Annotated in this window: 17 protein-coding genes and 1 tRNA gene; 9 read left to right on the top strand and 9 right to left on the bottom strand. The window is 73.3% G+C overall.

Annotated features, from left to right (window positions below; genetic code table 11):
• Position 1 precedes the first annotated feature (1 nt).
• The 4 genes from WN71_RS11245 (at position 2) to WN71_RS11230 (ending at position 3,927) form a co-directional block, all read left to right on the top strand.
• Positions 2-904: a sugar phosphate isomerase/epimerase family protein gene (locus WN71_RS11245; protein WP_046588378.1), complete on the top strand. Its 903-nt coding sequence runs from the start codon at positions 2-4 to the stop codon at positions 902-904.
• Positions 905-1,667: 763 nt separating this feature from the next.
• Complete coding sequence (locus WN71_RS11240) at positions 1,668-2,273, top strand: GPP34 family phosphoprotein (RefSeq protein WP_046588376.1); 606 nt, start codon at positions 1,668-1,670, stop codon at positions 2,271-2,273.
• 113 nt (positions 2,274-2,386) lie between these two features.
• The gene (locus tag WN71_RS11235; RefSeq protein WP_046588375.1) at positions 2,387-3,130 is read left to right on the top strand and encodes a TetR/AcrR family transcriptional regulator; all 744 of its coding nucleotides are present in this window, start codon (positions 2,387-2,389) and stop codon (positions 3,128-3,130) included.
• The gene (locus WN71_RS11230) at positions 3,127-3,927 is read left to right on the top strand and encodes an SDR family oxidoreductase (RefSeq protein WP_079177807.1); all 801 of its coding nucleotides are present in this window, start codon (positions 3,127-3,129) and stop codon (positions 3,925-3,927) included. The genes WN71_RS11235 and WN71_RS11230 overlap by 4 nt, the downstream gene beginning before the upstream one ends.
• Positions 3,928-3,952: 25 nt before the next feature.
• Here WN71_RS11230 and WN71_RS11225 read toward each other — a convergent pair whose 3' ends face one another.
• The 3 genes from WN71_RS11225 to WN71_RS11215 all read right to left on the bottom strand — a co-directional run bounded on the left by WN71_RS11225 (position 3,953) and on the right by WN71_RS11215 (position 7,105).
• Positions 3,953-4,960, bottom strand: a complete 1,008-nt coding sequence (locus WN71_RS11225; RefSeq protein WP_046588372.1) for a Gfo/Idh/MocA family protein — start codon at positions 4,958-4,960, stop codon at positions 3,953-3,955.
• A gap of 47 nt (positions 4,961-5,007) precedes the next feature.
• The gene (locus tag WN71_RS11220; RefSeq protein WP_046588370.1) at positions 5,008-5,784 is read right to left on the bottom strand and encodes an SDR family oxidoreductase; all 777 of its coding nucleotides are present in this window, start codon (positions 5,782-5,784) and stop codon (positions 5,008-5,010) included.
• Between the two features lie 166 nt (positions 5,785-5,950).
• The gene (locus WN71_RS11215) at positions 5,951-7,105 is read right to left on the bottom strand and encodes a Gfo/Idh/MocA family protein (protein ID WP_046588368.1); all 1,155 of its coding nucleotides are present in this window, start codon (positions 7,103-7,105) and stop codon (positions 5,951-5,953) included.
• A 143-nt stretch (positions 7,106-7,248) separates the two neighbouring features.
• Here WN71_RS11215 and WN71_RS11210 point away from each other — a divergent pair, with 143 nt between their 5' ends.
• Positions 7,249-8,262 carry a LacI family DNA-binding transcriptional regulator gene (locus WN71_RS11210; RefSeq protein WP_046588366.1) on the top strand — a complete coding sequence of 338 codons (1,014 nt, stop codon included), beginning with the start codon at positions 7,249-7,251 and terminating at the stop codon, positions 8,260-8,262.
• Here WN71_RS11210 and WN71_RS11205 read toward each other — a convergent pair.
• The gene (locus WN71_RS11205) at positions 8,252-8,596 is read right to left on the bottom strand and encodes a cupin domain-containing protein (protein ID WP_046588364.1); all 345 of its coding nucleotides are present in this window, start codon (positions 8,594-8,596) and stop codon (positions 8,252-8,254) included. The two genes, WN71_RS11210 and WN71_RS11205, sit on opposite strands and share 11 nt — an antisense overlap.
• 142 nt (positions 8,597-8,738) lie before the next feature.
• Between WN71_RS11205 and WN71_RS11200 the strand changes: the two genes are divergently transcribed.
• Together WN71_RS11200 and WN71_RS11195 are read left to right on the top strand one after the other, a co-directional pair.
• Complete coding sequence (locus WN71_RS11200) at positions 8,739-9,260, top strand: hypothetical protein (protein WP_046588360.1); 522 nt, start codon at positions 8,739-8,741, stop codon at positions 9,258-9,260.
• A gap of 137 nt (positions 9,261-9,397) precedes the next feature.
• On the top strand, positions 9,398-10,600 hold the full coding sequence (locus WN71_RS11195) for a serine hydrolase domain-containing protein (RefSeq protein ID WP_046588359.1): 1,203 nt from the start codon (positions 9,398-9,400) through the stop codon (positions 10,598-10,600).
• A 19-nt stretch (positions 10,601-10,619) separates the two neighbouring features.
• Here the strand turns inward: WN71_RS11195 and WN71_RS11190 are convergent, their stop codons facing one another.
• Positions 10,620-11,198 carry a TetR/AcrR family transcriptional regulator gene (locus WN71_RS11190; protein ID WP_046588357.1) on the bottom strand — a complete coding sequence of 193 codons (579 nt, stop codon included), beginning with the start codon at positions 11,196-11,198 and terminating at the stop codon, positions 10,620-10,622.
• Positions 11,199-11,389: 191 nt separating this feature from the next.
• On the opposite strand from WN71_RS11190, the gene WN71_RS11185 reads away from it, so the two are divergent.
• Both WN71_RS11185 and WN71_RS11180 read left to right on the top strand, forming a co-directional pair.
• On the top strand, positions 11,390-12,817 hold the full coding sequence (locus WN71_RS11185; protein WP_046588355.1) for an MFS transporter: 1,428 nt from the start codon (positions 11,390-11,392) through the stop codon (positions 12,815-12,817).
• Between the two features lie 45 nt (positions 12,818-12,862).
• Positions 12,863-12,936 (top strand) — tRNA-Pro (locus WN71_RS11180).
• 81 nt (positions 12,937-13,017) lie between these two features.
• Here WN71_RS11180 and WN71_RS11175 read toward each other — a convergent pair.
• The 4 genes from WN71_RS11175 to WN71_RS11160 all read right to left on the bottom strand — a co-directional run.
• Positions 13,018-14,358, bottom strand: a complete 1,341-nt coding sequence (locus tag WN71_RS11175; RefSeq protein WP_046588352.1) for an MFS transporter — start codon at positions 14,356-14,358, stop codon at positions 13,018-13,020.
• Between the two features lie 120 nt (positions 14,359-14,478).
• Positions 14,479-15,831: an acyl-CoA dehydrogenase family protein gene (locus WN71_RS11170; protein WP_079177806.1), complete on the bottom strand. Its 1,353-nt coding sequence runs from the start codon at positions 15,829-15,831 to the stop codon at positions 14,479-14,481.
• A 5-nt stretch (positions 15,832-15,836) separates the two neighbouring features.
• On the bottom strand, positions 15,837-16,352 hold the full coding sequence (locus tag WN71_RS11165; protein WP_046588348.1) for a nuclear transport factor 2 family protein: 516 nt from the start codon (positions 16,350-16,352) through the stop codon (positions 15,837-15,839).
• Positions 16,349-17,641: acyl-CoA dehydrogenase family protein (locus tag WN71_RS11160; RefSeq protein WP_420856491.1), on the bottom strand; the 1,293-nt coding region annotated here is incomplete at its 5' end. The genes WN71_RS11160 and WN71_RS11165, both read right to left, overlap by 4 nt.

Below are 17,641 nucleotides of genomic sequence, written 5' to 3'. Positions count from 1 at the left end.
CATGCCTGCTGCGCTGGACCGCATCCGGGTCGGTTCGGCCCCCGACTCGTGGGGCGTCTGGTTCCCCGACGACCCCGCGCAGGTGCCCTGGGAACGCTTCCTCGACGAGGTCGCCGGGGCCGGTTACCCATGGATCGAACTCGGCCCCTACGGCTACCTGCCCACCGACCCGGCCCGGCTGACCGACGAACTGGCGCGGCGCGAGCTGAAGGTCTCCGCGGGCACGGTCTTCACCGGCCTGCACCGCGGCCCCGCCGTCTGGGAGTCCACCTGGGAGCACGTCGCCCAGGTCGCCGCGCTCACCCGGGCGATGGGCGCGCGGCACCTCGTCGTCATCCCCTCCTTCTGGCGCGACGACAAGACCGCCGAGATCCTGGAGCCGCCGGAGCTGACCGCCGAGCAGTGGGCGCACCTCACCAAGGGCATGGAGCGCCTCGGCCACGAGGTGAAGGAGACGTACGGCCTGGACATCGTCGTCCACCCGCACGCCGACACCCACATCGACACCGAGGCGCACGTCGAGCGCTTCCTCGACGGGACCGACCCCGGTCTGGTCGGCCTCTGCCTGGACACCGGCCACTACGCCTACTGCGGCGGCGACAGCGTCAAGCTGATCGAGACCTACGGCGAGCGCGTCGGCTACCTGCACCTCAAGCAGGTCGACCCGGACGTCCTGGCCGAGGTGGTGCGCGACGGGGTGCCGTTCGGACCCGCCGTCCAGCGCGGGGTGATGTGCGAACCGCCCACCGGGGTGCCGGAGCTGGGGCCGGTGCTGGCGGCCGCGCAGCGGCTGGGCGTGGACCTGTTCGCGATCGTCGAACAGGACATGTACCCGTGCGAACCGGACCGGCCGCGGCCGATCGCGGAACGGACGCGGGCGTTCTTGCGCTCCTGCGGAGCGTGATCCGCTCCGCGGGGGTCGGCGGGGGACTGGCCGGGTTGCACCCGGCGCCCCTGGCCCGGCCGCCCGGGGCCGCGCCCCTGGCCCGGCCGCCTGGGGCCGCGTGCCGCCCTGCGGGTCCGACGCGGCTCGCGCCCCTGCCGGGGCCGCCTTCAGGCGCGTACGAACCTGCGGGTCCGCTCGGGCTGAGCGCGCAGTTCCCCGCGCCCCTGGCGGGGTTGGCCGTGCCGCCTGGGGTTGTGTGCCGGCTTGCGGGTCCGACGTGGCTTGTCGCGCAGTTCCTCGCGCCCCTGAGGGGGCGTTCTGGCGTGCCCCGTCAGGGGCGCGGGGAACGGCGCGCTCAGCCCGATCGGACCCGCGGGTCCATACGACCGAGACCCGGCCCCGTCAGGGGCCCGCGGGTCCGCCCGCACCTGAACGCGGCCCCGTCAGGGGCACGGGTGCCCCGTCAGGGGCGCGGGGAACGGCGCGCTCAGCCCGAGCGGGCCCGCAGGTTCGTACGCGCCTGAAGGCGGCCCCGGTAGGGGCGCGGGGAACTGCGCGACAAGCCCCGTCCGGCCCGCGGATCGAAACGCAGCCGGACACGGCCCCACCCGGGGCGCGGGAAACCGCGCGACGTGGCGGGTCGGGTCCGGGGGCCCGCACCCCCGCTGCCGAGCCCGGCCAGGGCCACGGTCCGCGCCGGAGGCGAAGCGTCGCGTTACGCTCGGCGGCGTACCACCCCTCACGCGGGCACGCGCCCCGCGCAGTCCGGAGCGGAGCCTCGATGACCACACCCCGTGATCTCTTCGTCGTCGCTCTCGACGTGACGCGGGGCCGCCCCCTGGAACCCGGCGACCTCGCGCTCGCCCTCGCCGGAGCCGAGCTGATCGACCTCGTGCGGTCCGGCGCCGCCACCCTGGACGGGGAGCGGATCGCGCCCGCCGGCGGCCCGGCCCCGGAGGACTCCCTGCTCGGCCTGGCCGCCGCCGCCCTGCGCCCCCAGGTGCCCCACGAGCGGGTCGAGGACTGGCTGTGGCGCCGCGGCAGGGGCCTGGCCGGGGTGTACCGGGACGCCTTCGAGGCCGAGGGGCTGCTCGCCCTGCGGCACCGCCGCTGGCTGCCCTCCTGGACCGGCCGGATCGCGCTCGTCGACTCGACGACGCGGACCCGGGCCGGTCATCGCTGGGCCGCCGAGGACCCGGTGCTCGTCGCGCTCGCGGCGGCGGCGGGCGTGAGCGGCGGCCCCACGGCGGACCTGCGCGAGATCACCGACGAGCCCGTGGTCACGGTGCTCGCCGCGGTGGACGACGCGGTGACCGAACTCGTCGGCGCCCGCCACCGCCGCTCCATCGAGGACGCGGCGTTCGCGAACGTCTGGCGCGGCGCCTAGAGAAGGACCGGAAGCCGCCGCGGGCCGTTCACGCGCCCGCGTGACACCCCCGTGTTATCGACGATAACGCGGGGGTGTTGTCGTTGCTCCACCCGACTGTTATCGTCGATAACGTGAGTACGAGAGCAGCGCTAATCGAAGCCGCGGCCGCCCTGCTGGCGCAATCGCCCGCCGGGGACGTGTCCACCCGGGCCGTCTGCGAGGCGGCCGGTGTGCAGCAACCCGTGCTGTACCGGCTGTTCGGCGACAAGGACGGCCTGCTCGCGGCCACCGTCGACCACGTCTGGGACCAGTACCTCGGCATGAAGCGGGCCGCCGCCAAGTCGGAGGACCCGCTGCGGGACATCCGCGCCGGCTGGGACAGCCACACCGCGTTCGCGCTGGCCCACCCCCACGCCTACACGCTGATGGTCTCGCCCGGCCTGCGCGCCGTCCCCGAGGCCGCCGCCGAGGCGATGCGCATCCTGCGCGAGGACCTCGACCGGCTCGCCGCCCAGGGCAGACTGCGCGTCGCGCCGGAGACCGCCGCCCGCATGATCATGTCGGCCAACACCGGCGTGTCCCTCTCACTGATCACCCGCCCCGGGCTGTACCCGGACACGTCGCTGTCGACGCTCGTCCGGGACGCGATCCACGCCGCGATCCTCGCCGGGCCCGCCACCCCCGCCGACCCGGCCGGGGACGCGCGCGCCGCCGCCGTGACGACCCTGCTCGCCTCGGTCGGCGACCTCACCCCGGAACCCTTCACCGCGGCCGAGTCCGCACTGTTCGGCGAGTGGCTGACCCGGATCCCCGCGGCCGACCCGGCCGAACGCCCCTCACCCGCAGAAGACTTGAAGGACAGGACGACATCATGACCGACATCGACACCCCCGCCGGAACGGATGTCCGCAGCGACACCGACACCGACATCCACCCGCGGCAGGCGCCCGCCCGCGTCGCCCTGGTCACCGGCGGTTCCGGCGGCATCGGCCGGGCCGTCGTCGAGCGGCTGGCCCGGGACGGCATCGCCGTCGCCGTCCACTACGCCGGCAACAAGGCGCGCGCGGACGAGACGGTCGCCGCCGTCACCGAGGCCGGCGGACGGGCTGTCGCCGTCGGCGGCGACGTCGCCGACGAGCGGGCCATGAGCGAGGCGTTCGACGCCGTGGAACGGGAGTTCGGCGGCATTGACGTGGTCGTCAACACGGCCGGGATCATGCTCCTTTCGCCGATCGCCACCCTGGACCTCGACGACCTGGACCGGATGCACCGCACCAACATCCGCGGCACGTTCGTGGTGTCCCAGCAGGCGGCCCGCCGGCTGCGGCCGGGCGGCGCGCTGGTCAACTTCTCGACCTCCGTCACCCGCCTCCGGTTCCCGTCCTACGGCGCCTACGCGGCGAGCAAGGCCGCCGTGGAGGGCATGACCCTCGTCCTCGCGCGCGAACTGCGCGGCAGGGACATCACGGTGAACGCCGTCGCGCCCGGCCCCACCGCCACGCCCCTGTTCCTCGACGGCAAGGACCAGGCCGCGATCGACGGCCTCGCGAAGGCGGCCCCGCTGGAGCGCCTCGGCACCCCCGAGGACATCGCGGAGACGGTGGCGTTCCTCGCCGGACCCGCCCGCTGGATCAACGGGCAGGTCCTGTTCACGAACGGCGGAGTCGCCTGACCGGCGAAAGGAACATGACGGCACGTCAGGCGCCCTCGCGGACCTCCGCAACCGTCACCGGCCGGTGCTCCGCGAGGGACAGGGTGGCGGCCTCCGCGATCCAGCCGGCCTCCAGCGCGTCCTCGATCGTGCAAGGGGACGGCCGGGTGCCGGCCACGACCTCGGTGAACGCGGTGAGTTCGGCGCGGTAGGCGTCGGCGAAGCGGTCCATGAAGAAGTCGTGCGGGGTGCCCGCCGGGAAGCCGACCCCGGGCTCCACCGAGCGCAGCGGGAGCTTGTCCTCCAGGCCCACCGCGATCGAGTCCCGGAAGCCGTGCAGCTCCATGCGTACGTCGTAACCCAGGCCGTTGTGACGGGAGTTGGAGACGACCGCGATCGTGCCGTCGTCGAGGGTCAGGAGCGCGCCGGTGGTGTCGGCGTCGCCGGCCTCCGCGATGTACCCGGCGCCGCGGTTGCCGCCGACGGCGTACACCTCGCGCACCTCGCGACCCGTCACCCAGCGGATGATGTCGAAGTCGTGCACCGAGCAGTCGCGGAAGATGCCGCCGGAGGCGGCGATGTACGCGGCCGGCGGCGGGGCCGGGTCGAGGGTCGTCGAGCGGACGGTGTGCAGCGGTCCCAGCTCCCCGCCGAGCACCGCGGCCCGCGCGGCGGCGAACCCGGCGTCGAAGCGGCGGTTGTAGCCGATCTGGATCGGCACGCCCCCGTCCCGGACGGCCCGCAGCACCTCGACGCCCTCCGCCGTCGTGCGGGCGACGGGCTTCTCGCAGAAGACCGGGACGCCCGCGCCGACGCCCGCGAGGATCAGTCCGGGGTGGGCGTCGGTGGCCGCCGCCACCACGATGCCGTCCACCCCGGCGGCCAGCATCGCCTCGGGCGAGTCCGCGACCTCGGCCCCGAACCGCTCCGCGGCGGCCTTGGCCGCGTCGGCGAACGGATCGGCGACGACGAGCGACTCGACGGCGTCCAGCCCGGACAGGGTCTCGGCGTGGAAGGCGCCGATACGGCCGAGGCCGAGGATTCCGATGCGCATGAGGGTGCGGCTCCTAGGTCGAGCGGGTGGGGTGTGGGCGAGAAGAGTCAGTCGAGGCCGCCGAGGACGTTCTGGTCCCAGTCGATGACCGATCCGGTGACGACGCCCGAGCGCTCCGACAGCAGCAGGACGACGAAGTCGGCGATCTCGTCGGGCCGGCCGAGCCTGCCGAGCGGCAGCCGCTCCGCGGCCTGTTCGCGCCAGTCGTCCCCGGCGCCGTGGAAGGCGCGCTGGGTGGCGTCCTCGCCCTCCGTCGCGGTCCAGCCGATGTTCAGGCCGTTGATCCGGACGCGGTCCCAGCGGTGCGCGTGCGCCGCGTTGCGGGTGAGGCCCATGAGCCCGGCCTTGGCGGTGACGTACGGCGTGAGGAACGGCTGCCCGCCGTGCGCGGAGGAGGTGATGATGTTGACGATCGTGCCGGGTGCCTTGCGGGCCACCATGTCCGCGACCGCCGCCTGCATGGCGAAGAACGGTCCCTTGAGGTTGACCGCGATGTGCGCGTCGAACAGGTCGGGCGTGGTGTCGAGCAGGGTGCCGCGGGAGGTCAGCCCGGCGGAGTTCACCAGGCAGTCGATCCGGCCGTAGGTCTCGACCGTCTCCCGGACGGACGCCCTGGCCTGCTCCGCGTCGGAGAGGTCGGCGCGGACGAACCGCGCCTTGCCGCCCGCCTCGGTCAGCTCGGCGACCAGCGCCTCGCCCGGCCCGGGGCGCCGCCCGGTGACGGCGACGACGGCCCCCTCGCGGACCGCGGCCCGCGCGACGGCGGCGCCGATCCCCTGGGTGCCGCCGTTGACGAGGACGGCCTTGCCGTCGAGAAGTCCCATGAAGTCCCGCCCCCAGTCTCTTGATCGATGGGTCTCTTGACCGATGTCCGGACGACCGCGGCGTTGCCATTCTTGTCATGACAAACCCTGCGGACAATCGGCAGGAAGCCATCAAAAACCCATCAAGCCCCTGGCGTTCGGCGGTTCGTCCGCCGCCCCCCATGGCCTACGCCAACGTCACCCAGGTCCCGCTCGCGGCGGACCGCGCCATCGCGTCCAGCACCTCCGCGGCCCGCACCGCGTCCTCGGGCGTGGCGCCGTACGGCCTGCCCTCGGCGATCGAGCGCAGGAAGCGGTGGGCCTCGATCACCTTGAGGTCGTCGTAGCCCATCGCGTTCGCCGCGCCGGGCTGGAAGGCGGCGAACTCGCCCGCCCCCGGGCCGACATGGACCGTGCTGACGGGCTGGTCCTGGTAGCCCGTGCCGGTGCCGACCCGCAGCTCGCCCATGCGGCGGAAGTCCCAGAAGACCGCGCCCGTGGTGCCGTGCACCTCGAAGCCGTAGGTGTTCTGCTCGCCGACGGAGATCCGGCTCGCCTCCAGCACGCCCCGCGCGCCGGAGGCGAAGCGCAGCAGGCAGCCGACGTAGTCCTCGTTCTCGACCGGGCCGAGCGTGCCGCCCGCGGCCCGGGTGTGGCCGGCGGTGGCGCCGGCCGGCCGGGCCCGCTCCGGCACGAAGATCGCGGTGTCGGCGGTCAGTGCGGCGATGTCGCCGAGCAGGTACCGGGCGAGGTCCACGCCGTGCGAGGCCAGGTCGCCGAGGACCCCGCTGCCCCCGCGTTCCCGCTCGTACCGCCAGGTCAGCGCGGACTCCGGATGGGCGGCGTAGTCGCTGAACAGGCGGATGCGGACATGGGTGACCGTGCCGATCCCGCCGGAGGCGATCAAGGACCGGGCGGCCTCGACGGCGGGCGCGTTGCGGTAGTTGAAGCCGACCGTGCCCCGCACGCCCGCCTTCGCCACCGCGTCCGCGACCGCGCGGGCGTCCCCCGCGGTCAGGCCCACCGGCTTCTCGATCCAGATGTGCTTGCCCGCCTCGGCCATGGCGACACCGATCTCGCGGTGCAGGAAGTTGGGCGCGGTGATGCTCACCGCCGCCACCCGCGGATCGGCGGCCACCTCCCGCCAGTCGCGGGTGGCCGACTCGAAGCCGTAGTGCGCGGCCGCCTCCGCCGCCCGGTCCGCGACCTCCTCGGCCACCGTCACCAGCTTCGGACGCAGGCCGAGCCCGGGGAAATGGTGCGGGAGGCGGGCGTACGCCCGGGTGTGCACCCGGCCCATCCAGCCGAACCCGACGACCGCCACCCCGAGTGTCTCCACCATGACAGCCCTTCCCACGACTTCTTTGGACCGGTCCATTTCCTCTTCGACCCACACTGTGACGGGTTCCCGCACGTGTCAAGCTCTTTGACAGGGCGCCACTCCTCATGGAACGGTCCACCCATGCCGCAGGAAACGGTCCGTCCATGAGAGCGCCGACCATCCGCGACGTGGCCGACCGGGCCGGGGTGTCGAAGTCGCTGGTCTCGCTCGTGCTGCGCGGCTCCGAGCAGGTGCGGCCGGAGAAGCGCGAGGCGGTGCTGCGGGCCGTGCGCGAGCTCGGCTACCGGCCGAACGCGGCCGCGCGCAGCCTCAGCGAGCAGCGCACCCGCACCGTCGGCGTGCTCCTGAACGACCTGCGCAACCCCTGGTACGTGGACCTCCTCGACGGCCTGAACCCGCTGCTCCACGCGAGCGGACTGCACATGCTGCTCGCCGACGCCCGGCTCAGCCGCCGGGCCGGACACGACCTCGCGGGACCCTTCCTGGACCTCCAGGCCGACGGCCTGGTCGTGGTCGGCACGCTGCCCGATCCCGCCGCCCTCGGACCGGTCGCCGCCCGCATCCCGGTCGTCGTCGCGGGCGCCCGCGAGGCGGTGCCGCCGGGTGTCGACACGGTCGCGGCCGACGACGAGCACGGCGCCCGTCTGGTCACCGAGCACCTCATCGGCCTCGGCCACCGCCGGATCGCGCACATCGCGGGCTACGGCGCCGTCGGCGAGCTGCGCCGGCGCAGCTTCGAGGCCACCATGCGGGCGCACGGCCTCGACGGCACGGCGCTGGTCGAGCCCGGCGACATGACGGAGGAGGGCGGCTACCGCGCCACCGTACGGCTGCTGGGCCGCGCCGAACGGCCCACCGCGCTCTGCGCGGTCAACGACATCACCGCGGTCGGCGCGCTGTCCGCCGCCGCCGAACTGGGCCTCGAAGTGCCGCGCGACCTGTCCGTCACGGGCTACGACGACACGAACATCGCGCGGCTGCGGCACGTCTGGCTCACCACGGTCGACGCCGCGGGCCACGAGGTCGGCCGCCGGGCGGCGCGCTGCCTCCTCGACCGGCTGGCCCGGCCCGGGGAAGCGGGCCGGGTCCTGCTCTCGACACCGGCGCTGCGGGTCAGGGGGACGACGGGGAGGCCGCCGGCCCCGGTCACAGATTGATGGCGTACACCTTCCGCAGGGTCTCGTGCACCGTCCACGTCGTACGGTCGCCCTCGCGCAGGACCGCCATGTCGCCGGGTCCGACCCGCAGCGTGGGCCCGCCCTCGACCTCGATGGTGGCCGAACCGCTCAGCACGACGAACACCTCGTCCGCCTCCGTGTCGGTGACCACCCCGGGGGTGATCTGCCAGATCCCGCGCACCTGGCGGCCGTCGTCCGACTCCCACACCACCGTGCCGGTCACCACCGGCTCACCGGAGACGATCTGTTCCGGTTCGAGGGGCTCGGGTTCGAGTACGGCGTCGGGCACGTGCAGAGCGAAGCTGTGGGTCATGCGCCGACCCTAGCCACGCCGTACGGCGGACGGCCGTCGACACTGTGTGGGGTATCGGCGCGGACGGGCGGACAGATCGTCGCCCGGACCGCCGCGCCCGCCGGAATGGCGGCCTGGCGCGGCCCGGGTGATCGTTGAGGGCATGGCGACCCCCGCGACGACCGCGCGGCGGCCGGACCGGCCGCACCGGCACGACACCCGTGAGGCCGTGCTCTTCGGCGGTGTCTACGGCTCCGTGCTGGCCAGCTCGATGGTCGCGGCGCTCACCCACTACGGGCACACCACGCAGAGCAGCCGCCGCTACGACGCCGCATGGCTCCTGGTCACCGCCTTCGCCTCGGCGCTCGCGCACGGCTACGCCCACTACATCGCCGAGCGCACCCCGCACCGCCGCTGGGACGTGCTGCGCATCCTCGGCGAGGAGTGGCCGCTGGTCGTGGCGGTGCTGCCGACCGTGCTGGTGCTGGTGGGCGCCGGGCTCGGCTGGTGGCCCGCGAAGGACGTCGAGTACCCGGCCTTCGCGCTGAACATCGTCATCCTGTTCCTCCTCGGCCTGGTCACCGCCCGCTCGGGGGCACGCAAGTGGCCGGCGGCCGTGGCGATCGGCGTGGGTGACGCGCTGCTCGGGGTCGTCGTCGTGGTGGCGAACGCCCTCATCAAGTGAGCGTCGGGAGGGCGCGGTTGCGGCGTCCCGGGCCCGTCCGCGGCCCGGTGCGCGGCCGCCTGACGTGGATCGGCCGTCCGGGTGCCCGGGGGAGTGTCGGGCCCGTCGGGCGGGACGCGCGCTGACCATAGTGGGCCATGACCCGAGCCCGAACTCGTACGGCGTGGCTCTGCGCCGTCGCCCTCCTCTCCGTGACCCTCCAGACCACCGGAGCCGTCGCGGCCGCCCGCCCCGAGCGCGGCTGCGTCCTCACCGGGCAGCACGCCGGCGGCGCGGCCCGCACCGTCCGCGGCATCACCCGCGCCGCCCTGAGCGACCTCGACCTGAAGGCCGCCCTGGTCAAGGTCACGATCGACGGACGGGACGTCGTCACGGACGCCGTCGGGACGTCGATGTACGGCGCGCCCGCCACCCCGGCGATGCACTTCCGCACCGGCTCCGTCGGCATCGTCTACATGGGCACCGTGCTGACGCAGCTGGCCGACGAGGGCAAGGTGAGCCTGGACGACCCCGTCTCCCGCTGGCTGCCGTGGGTGCCGCACGGCAAGAAGATCACCCTGCGGATGCTCGGCGCCTCCACGTCCGGGCTGCACGACTACGTCACCGACCCGGCGTTCCTGGCGGTGCTGAACGCCCACCCGTTCAAGCACTGGACGCCGCGCGAACTGCTCGCCTTCCCCTTCCGCCACACGCTCTGGTACGAGCCGGGCACCAACTGGAGCTACTCGCACGCCAACTTCGTGCTGCTGGGCCTCGCCCTGGAGAAGATCACCGGCGTCCGCCTCGACCACCTGCTCCAGGAGCGGGTGATGGACCCGCTGGATCTGCGCCAGACCCGCAACGGCTACACCCCCGCCATCCCCGCGCCCGTGCTGCACGCCTACCAGGTGGTGGGCGACATCAACCAGGAGTCCACGTACTGGGACCCGTCCTGGACCACCGCGCCGGGCGCCGTCCTGACCCAGGACATCTGCGACCTGGCCCGGTCGGCCGAGGGGATCGGCGCCGGCGAGCTGCTGTCCGAGCAGGGCTACAAGACGCAGCTGGACCCGGGCACCGTCGGCCTCGGCAAGCCGACCGCGAACTGCCCGGCGACGATCTGCCTGCCGCAGACGCCGGACTCCCACTTCGGGCTCGGCGTGATCTACAAGGACGGCTGGGTGCTGTCGAACCCGTCGTTCTCCGGCTACGCGGCGATCCAGGCGTACCTGCCCGAACAGCGGCTCGCGATCGCGGTGTCCACGACGACCGGCCCGAACGCCCCGAGCGACAACACCGCGGTCACGATCGCCGAGCGCATCTCCCAGGCCCTGGCCCCGGACAACCCGCTGACCAACTGACCGGCCGGCTTCTCGGAGGTCAGCCTCCCGTCCGCACCCCGTCCAGCGCGATCGCGAGCACGCGGTCGCGCTGGACGTCGTCGTCGAAGGTGGTGCCGAGGACGCCCGCGACCAGCCGCAGCAGGTCGGAGAAGTCCATGTCGGTGCGGGCCAGGCCCGCCGCCTGCGCCCGGTCGAGGAGCGGGCCGCCCGCCGCGTACATCGAGTCCCGGCACGCCTGGAAGATCTCCGACTCGTCGTCCAGCGCCTCCCGTACGGCCCGCTTGGTCACCATGTACTCGGTGAACCGCTTCAGCCAGGCCGTCAGCGCCTCCCACGGTTCCCGGTCCGCCACCTCGGCGGCCGCCCGGACCAGCGCGTTCACCTCGTCCGCGTAGACGGACTCGAAGAGGTCGCGGCGGGTGGGGAAGTTCCGGTACAGCGTGCCGATGCCGACGCCAGCGCGCCGGGCGACGTCCTCCAGCGACGCCTCCGCCCCGTGCTGCGCGAACGCCTCGCGCGCGGCCGCGATCAGGGCGTCGTAGTTGCGGGCCGCGTCCTTACGGTGCGGGCGCCGGGACGCGACGATCTCGCCGACCGGGAACGACTGGGGCGTCACTGCTGCCTCCCAGGGGGCGCTACGGGTTGAAACGGAGGGGTACCTCCGCTACAGTGGAGGGGTACCTCCACTTTAACAGTGGCGGGGCCGCGCGCGCCCCCTTCGTACCCCCACGCACTCCCACACTCCTCCCCTCGCGGCGACCGTCGGACCGTCCGACGCGGCCGCGAACCGTTCGGAGAGGCCTTTTCATGCCCCGCAAGTCCACCCGCCTGACGTTCGCGGTCCTCGCGACCGGCGCGGGCGTGTTCTCCATGCTCCAGTCGCTGATAGCGCCGGCCCTGCCGACCGTCCAGCACGCACTGCACACGTCACAGTCCACCGCGACCTGGGTGATGACGGCCTACCTGCTGTCCGCCTCGGTCTTCACCCCGATCCTCGGCCGGGTCGGCGACCTCATGGGCAAGAAGCGCACCCTGGTCGCGGTACTGGCGGCCGTGCTCGTCGGGTGTCTCGTCGCCGCGCTCGCGCCGAACATCGGCGTGCTGATCGTCGCCCGGGTCGTCCAGGGCGTCGGCGGCGCCCTCTTCCCACTCTCCTTCGGCATCATCCGCGACGAGTTCGCCGCCGCCGAGGTGAGCGGCTCCATCAGCAACCTGTCCGCCGTGATCGCGGCGGGCGGCGGCGTCGGCATGGTCGCCGCCGGACCCATCGTCAGCGCGCTGGACTACCGCTGGCTGTTCTGGCTGCCCGTCGGGATCGTCGCGATCACCGTGCTCATCGCCCTGCGCTACGTCCCCGAGTCACCCAACCGCGCCCAGGGCAAGGTCAGTTGGCGCGGCGCCGTACTCCTCTCCGCCTGGCTGGTGGCGCTGCTGCTGCCGCTCAGCGAGGCCGGGCAGTGGGGCTGGGGCTCGGCCCGGGTGATCGGCCTGTTCGCCGCCGCGGCCGCGCTGTTCGCGCTGTGGCTGCGCAGCGAGGCCCGCTCGCGCACCCCGCTGATCGACCTGCGCGTGCTGCGGCTGCCCGCCGTGTGGACCACCAACGCGGCCGCGCTGCTGTTCGGCGCGGGCATGTACGCGATCTGGTCCTTCCTGCCGGGCTTCGTCCAGACGCCGTCGAGCGCCGGATACGGCTTCGGCGCGAGCGTCACCGCCTCGGGTCTGCTCATGCTGCCCATGCTGCTCGCGATGTTCCTCTCGGGCGTCCTGAGCGGCCGCCTGGAGCCGGTCCTCGGCGCCAAGACGCTGCTCACCACGGGGGCCGCGCTCGGCGCCGTCGCCCTCGGCTTCCTCGCCCTGTGGCACGACGCGCAGTGGCAGATCGCCGCCGTCGCGGGCGTGTTCGGCCTGGGTATCGGCCTCGCCTTCGCCTCGATGGCCAACCTGATCGTGGGCGCCGTACCGCCGGAGCAGACCGGAGCCGCGACCGGCATGAACGCCAACATCCGCACCATCGGCGGCTCCATCGGCGCCGCGGTCACCAGCGTCCTGGTCACGGGCCGCCTCCAGCCCTCGGGCCTGCCCTACGACTCCGGCTACACCCACGGCTTCACCCTGCTCGCCGTCCTGTGCGCGGGCGCGGCCCTGGCCGCCCTCCTCGTCCCGGTCGGCCGCCCCACCCGCCTCGGCACCCCGGTGGCGGCCGGAACGCCCGAGGTCCCGGTCCGCGTACGGTAGGGTTGACCTGCGCGATCACGCGGGCAACCCCGCGTGGCAGCGGGCCGGGACGTGGCGCAGCTTGGTAGCGCACTTGACTGGGGGTCAAGGGGTCGCAGGTTCAAATCCTGTCGTCCCGACTTGTGAGGTCACAGGTCAGGGTGTGTGCCGGAGGATTCCGGCACACACCCTCGGTCGTTTCCGGGGACCCCGCGCCCTCGTCACACCGGATCGGTGGTCCGTTCGGTGGTCCGGTCGGGGGTGCGGCCGGTGTCCCAGGCGGGCGGGAACTTCGGGAGCAGGGCGGTGAGGACGACCGCCGCCAGCGTCAGCACGAGCAGGGTGAGCACGGGTCCGGTGTAGCTTCCGGTCCAGCCCTCCGCCGCGCTGACCAGGTACGGCGCCAGGCCGAGCGACAGGGTGGCGATCGCCAGCGTCAGGCCCTGCAACTGCCCGAACGCGGCGAGTCCGAAGTACCGCGCGATCAGGAACGGGCCCAGCGCCGACTCGGCGCCGTACGCGAAGCCGAGAAGGAACATGGTGACGTACAGCAGGGGCGTCGAGCCGTGGTCGAGGAATCCGACGAGGAGTCCGGCCGGCACCGCCGCGAGCATCGGGACCACCACCCAGGGCCGGTCGGTCCGGTCCAGCGCGAGGCCGCCGACGAACAGTCCCACGACGGACGCCGTGAACAGCCCGGACACCGCGAGGGAGACCGTCGCCTCGGAGAATCCGCGCTCGCCGAAGAAGTCGACCGCTATCTGCCGCATGGTCATCGTGCCGGCCGCCGCGAGGGCGAGGGCGACCGTGATCGAGATCCAGACGCGGGTCGACAGCGCCTTGCGCAGCTCCACTCCGGGAAGCGGTGGCGGGGCTTTCGTCGGCACCGCCGTCGGCACCGCCGGTTCCGAGACGAGGAACAGGGCGGTCGGCAGCGCCACGACCGCGATCAGCCCGGCGGCGACGAAGTAGGTCCCCTTCCAGCCGAGGCCCCCGCCGCCGCTGATCAGCCACTGGAACACCGGCGAGAACACCGCGGCGCCGAGGCTGGACACGACGCCGATGAGCGCGAATCCGACCCCCTTGTGCTGCGGCAGCCAGGTGGAGACCACCTTGAAGACGACACCGAGGCTCGCCATGAAGCCGCAGACGGCCGCCAGGATCAGCATGACCGCCACCAGTGGCACGCTCGGGGCGCACAGCGGGACGAGGGCCGTCGTCGCGGCGTACGCGACCCCCGCCGGGACCGCGACCCTGCGGGCGCCCAGCCGGTCCGTCAGGCGGCCCGCGAAGGGCAGGACGACGGGCCCGACCAGCAGGGGAAGGGTCACGAACACGAGAATGCCGTCGGCCGGCCGGGTGCCGGTGTCCCTCGAGAACGCCGGCACGATGTACGTCGTCATGGCGGAGAGCCCGGACGGGCTCACCAGCATGAGGAGGAGACTGCCCGCCAGCGCGGCCCTGGCCCTCGCCGGCGCCTTCCAGAGATCGACGAGGTACGGCCGCCAGCCGGCCGTGGACGGAGGCGGGACGAAGTCGCCCGCCGGCACGGAAGTGGTCATGGAAAAGCCTCCGTTGCGGATACGTCGCGACCCCTTCGGCGCGACGAGAGGTGTTGCCGAGGCGCCCCGTCGGCGGATCGGCTCGGGAAGGAGGCCGACGGGGCGTGGGACCACGGACCGTCAGGCGGGTCGCGGCACCGGTACGGGGAGGCCGGCACCGGCCGGGGGCCGGGCCGGCGGCGGGGGCGTCCCGGCGGGGGGTGTCCCGCCGGGGGGCGGCGCGCCGAGGGCGGCCAGCACCGGGAGCGGCTCCCGGCCGAAGAGGTCCCGGCCGTTGATCTCGGCCATGGGGTCGATCCGGAACGCGCCGTGGGTCGCCAGCACATGCACGTCCCGGACGAAGCGCTGGATCGGGTTGTGCAGGCCCACGGTCGAGGAACCGAGCGCCAGTTGCAGCCCGTCGATCACCTGGAGGCAGGCGTGGATCTGATGGACGAGGTCCATCGTGATCTCCGGCTCGTCCCACGGGTGGAAGTCCTCGCCCGCCAGCGCGCGCCGGTCGATCTCGTCCGCCTGGCGTTCGACGACCGCCGCGGCCGTGTTGACGACGGCCCGCGCCTTCCCCGCCACGACCTGGATCGACGCCATGTCGGCCATGGTCGGATACGGCAGGTTGAACGGCGGCCGCCTGGCGGCCTGTTCGACGAAGGCGGTGAGCGCGCCCTCGGTCATGCCCAGCGCGAGCGCCGCGAAGGCGGTCGTCGTGGCGACCATGGTCCCCGTCGCCGAGTGCATGAATCCGAGTCCCTGGTACGTCCCTCGGAGGGCCTCCATCCGGATCATCATGTCCTGCATGTGGATGACCCGGTACTCGGGGACGAACACCTCCTCGTCGGCCCGCACGCTGTTGCTCGACGTGGCGCTCATGCCCATGACCTGCCAGTCGTCGACGATCGTGAACTGGTCCCGGGACAGCAGGGCCATCGCGCGGCGCCGCTCGCCGGTCGCTTCGTCGTCGTACTCGAAACCGACCGAGCCCCACTTCGCGATCCTGCAGCTGCTGCCGAACGCCCAGCGGCCCTTGACCAGGTAGCCGCCCTCGACCCGGCGTCCGTCGCCGACCTTCGGCGCGAAGACGGTGGCGCCGAACATGATCGGCCCCTGCCAGGTCCCGACGTCGGCGAAGACCTCGTCCCGCACCCGGTCGCCGAGGGCGAGCGCGCTGCGGGACGCGCTGGAGACGATGGCCGTCCAGCCGGCCGACCCGTCCACGCGTCCGAGCTCACGCACCAGTTCCATGGTGTCGCGGGCACCGAAGGCGAACCCGCCCAGCTCCACCGGGACGGTGATGCGGAACACCCCGATCTCGTGCAGCACCTTGACCGTCTCGGGCGCGAGGGTGCCCAACAGCTCTCCCTCGCGGGCGCGTTCGGCGAGGCCCGGCGCCGCCTCGCGCACCGCGTCCCGCATGCGCCGTCCCTCCTCGGTGAGATAGGGGGACTCGGGGAACCTGCGCACGGATGGCGTTGTCATGGTCCTCACTCCCCGGGCAGCGGCGCGGACATCTTGCGGAACGCGCTCCAGTGCTCGGCGAGTTTGCCGTCCCGCACACGGAACACCGTGAGGATGTACCAGTCGTACGTCTCCTCGGGGGCCGCCGGATCCGGCAGCGGCTGCTTCATCATCACGCACGCCAGATCGCCGTCCAGGGTCACGTTCACCACCGGGGGCGGGGTGCCGTTGCCGGTCGGGACATGGCGGAAGTGTTCGATGAGGTTGTCCAGGCCGTCGCCGGGCGTGTTCGGGTCGTGCTGGACGTAGTCCTCGACGACGTACCGCTTCAGCACGTCGACGACGTCCTCCTGGACCGTGCCGTCGCGCACCATGCGGGCGAGGTCCGCCTCGAAGTCGATCAACAGACGCTTCACGGCGGTCCGTTCGGGGGTGTCGGCCTGCGCGACGGCGGCCTTGTAGTCCTCCCGGTCGAGCCAGGTCCCGTAGAGCTCGGGATCGTGGATGCGGGCGACACCGTCGATGACGCTGAAGTCGTTCATGCGCGCACGGACTCCTTGTCGTTGGGAAGGTCGGAGGTGGCGCGGCGCTCGGGGACGGCGCCGCCGATCATGGGGAAGGGGGGCAGGCCGAGGACCCGGCGCCCGTTCTGCTCCGCCAGCGGGTCGATGCGGATCGCGCCGTGCGAGGTGAGCACGCGGGCGTCGCGGACGAACCGCTGGATCGGGTTGGACAGCGCGACCGTGGACGAACCGATCGTCTTCTGGAGGAGGTTGATCGCGTCCTCGCACAGGTTGGCGGCGTACGCGACGGAGAGGCTGATCTCGGACTCCTCCTGCGGGGTGAAGTCGAGTCCCTCCGCGGTGCGGGCGTCGATCTGGTCGGCCGCGCCCTCGATGGTCGCCGCGGCGACGTTGATCATCGCCACCGCCTTGCCCGCCGCGACCTGGGCGGACGCCATGTCGCCGATCGTGGGGTAGGGCAGCGTGAACGGCTTGCGCCGGGTGGCCTGTTCGGCGAAGCAGTCGAGCGCTCCCCGCGCCATGCCCAGGGTGATCGCGAGGTTCGCGAGCGTCGCGCAGAGCAGCAGCGCCAGACCGTGCTGCCCGTACCCGAAGCCCGTGTAGCGGTCGCGTATCCGCTGCAGCCGCGGCGGGAACTCACCCAGGTCGATGAAGCGGTGGGCCGGGACGAACACCTCGTCCCGCACGCGCAGGCTGTTGCTGGCCGATCCCGAAAGACCCATGACGTGCCAGTCGTCGAGGATCTCGTACTGCTCGCGGCGGAGCGCGGCCATGCCGCGCCCGCTGCCGCCGCCGGCCTCGGGGTCGTACTCGACGCCGACCAGCGACCAGTTCGCGTGCTTGCAGCAACTGCCGAAGGCCCACTGGCCCTTGACCATCCAGCCGCCCTCGACGGGCCGGGCGGCGCCGACCTTCGTCGCGAACACGGAGGCGCCCACGACGGCCGGACCGACCCGGTCCGCGGTCTCGGCACGCACCTCGTCGACGACCTGCTCGTCCATCGCGAGCACGTTCTTGACGCCGACGCCGACGAACCCGGCCCATCCCGCGGAACCGTCGCCCTCGCTGAGCGCGGCGATCACCTCGACCAGGTCCCGCGCCCCGAGCCCGTACCCGCCCCACTCGACCGGCATGGACATACGGAACACACCGGCGTCGTCGATCGCCTGGAGCACCTCGGGGGTCAGGGCCCCGATCTGTTCGCCCTCCCGGGCCCGGGAGCGGATCAGCGGGATCAGTTCTCGCACCCGGTCGCGGATCAGGCGCCCCTCCCCGGTGATCCAGGGGGAGGCCACGGGGGCGGCGGG

Origin of the sequence: Streptomyces mangrovisoli, assembly GCF_000974985.2 — a bacterium.
Lineage (GTDB): Bacteria > Actinomycetota > Actinomycetes > Streptomycetales > Streptomycetaceae > Streptomyces > Streptomyces mangrovisoli.
Note: the sequence above shows the minus strand (reverse complement) of the source record. Positions and strands in the feature narration are given on the sequence as shown.

Bases quoted from the DNA above. Each gene is read 5' to 3' on its own strand.
- WN71_RS11245 (WP_046588378.1), top strand. From the start codon at position 2: ATGCCTGCTGCGCTGGACCGCATCCGGGTCGGTTCGGCCCCCGACTCG.
- WN71_RS11240 (WP_046588376.1), top strand. From the start codon at position 1,668: ATGACCACACCCCGTGATCTCTTCGTCGTCGCTCTCGACGTGACGCGG.
- WN71_RS11230 (WP_079177807.1), top strand. From the start codon at position 3,127: ATGACCGACATCGACACCCCCGCCGGAACGGATGTCCGCAGCGACACC.
- WN71_RS11225 (WP_046588372.1), bottom strand. From the start codon at position 4,960: ATGCGCATCGGAATCCTCGGCCTCGGCCGTATCGGCGCCTTCCACGCC.
- WN71_RS11220 (WP_046588370.1), bottom strand. From the start codon at position 5,784: ATGGGACTTCTCGACGGCAAGGCCGTCCTCGTCAACGGCGGCACCCAG.
- WN71_RS11215 (WP_046588368.1), bottom strand. From the start codon at position 7,105: ATGGTGGAGACACTCGGGGTGGCGGTCGTCGGGTTCGGCTGGATGGGC.
- WN71_RS11210 (WP_046588366.1), top strand. From the start codon at position 7,249: ATGAGAGCGCCGACCATCCGCGACGTGGCCGACCGGGCCGGGGTGTCG.
- WN71_RS11205 (WP_046588364.1), bottom strand. From the start codon at position 8,596: ATGACCCACAGCTTCGCTCTGCACGTGCCCGACGCCGTACTCGAACCC.
- WN71_RS11200 (WP_046588360.1), top strand. From the start codon at position 8,739: ATGGCGACCCCCGCGACGACCGCGCGGCGGCCGGACCGGCCGCACCGG.
- WN71_RS11195 (WP_046588359.1), top strand. From the start codon at position 9,398: ATGACCCGAGCCCGAACTCGTACGGCGTGGCTCTGCGCCGTCGCCCTC.
- WN71_RS11185 (WP_046588355.1), top strand. From the start codon at position 11,390: ATGCCCCGCAAGTCCACCCGCCTGACGTTCGCGGTCCTCGCGACCGGC.
- WN71_RS11175 (WP_046588352.1), bottom strand. From the start codon at position 14,358: ATGACCACTTCCGTGCCGGCGGGCGACTTCGTCCCGCCTCCGTCCACG.
- WN71_RS11170 (WP_079177806.1), bottom strand. From the start codon at position 15,831: ATGACAACGCCATCCGTGCGCAGGTTCCCCGAGTCCCCCTATCTCACC.
- WN71_RS11165 (WP_046588348.1), bottom strand. From the start codon at position 16,352: ATGAACGACTTCAGCGTCATCGACGGTGTCGCCCGCATCCACGATCCC.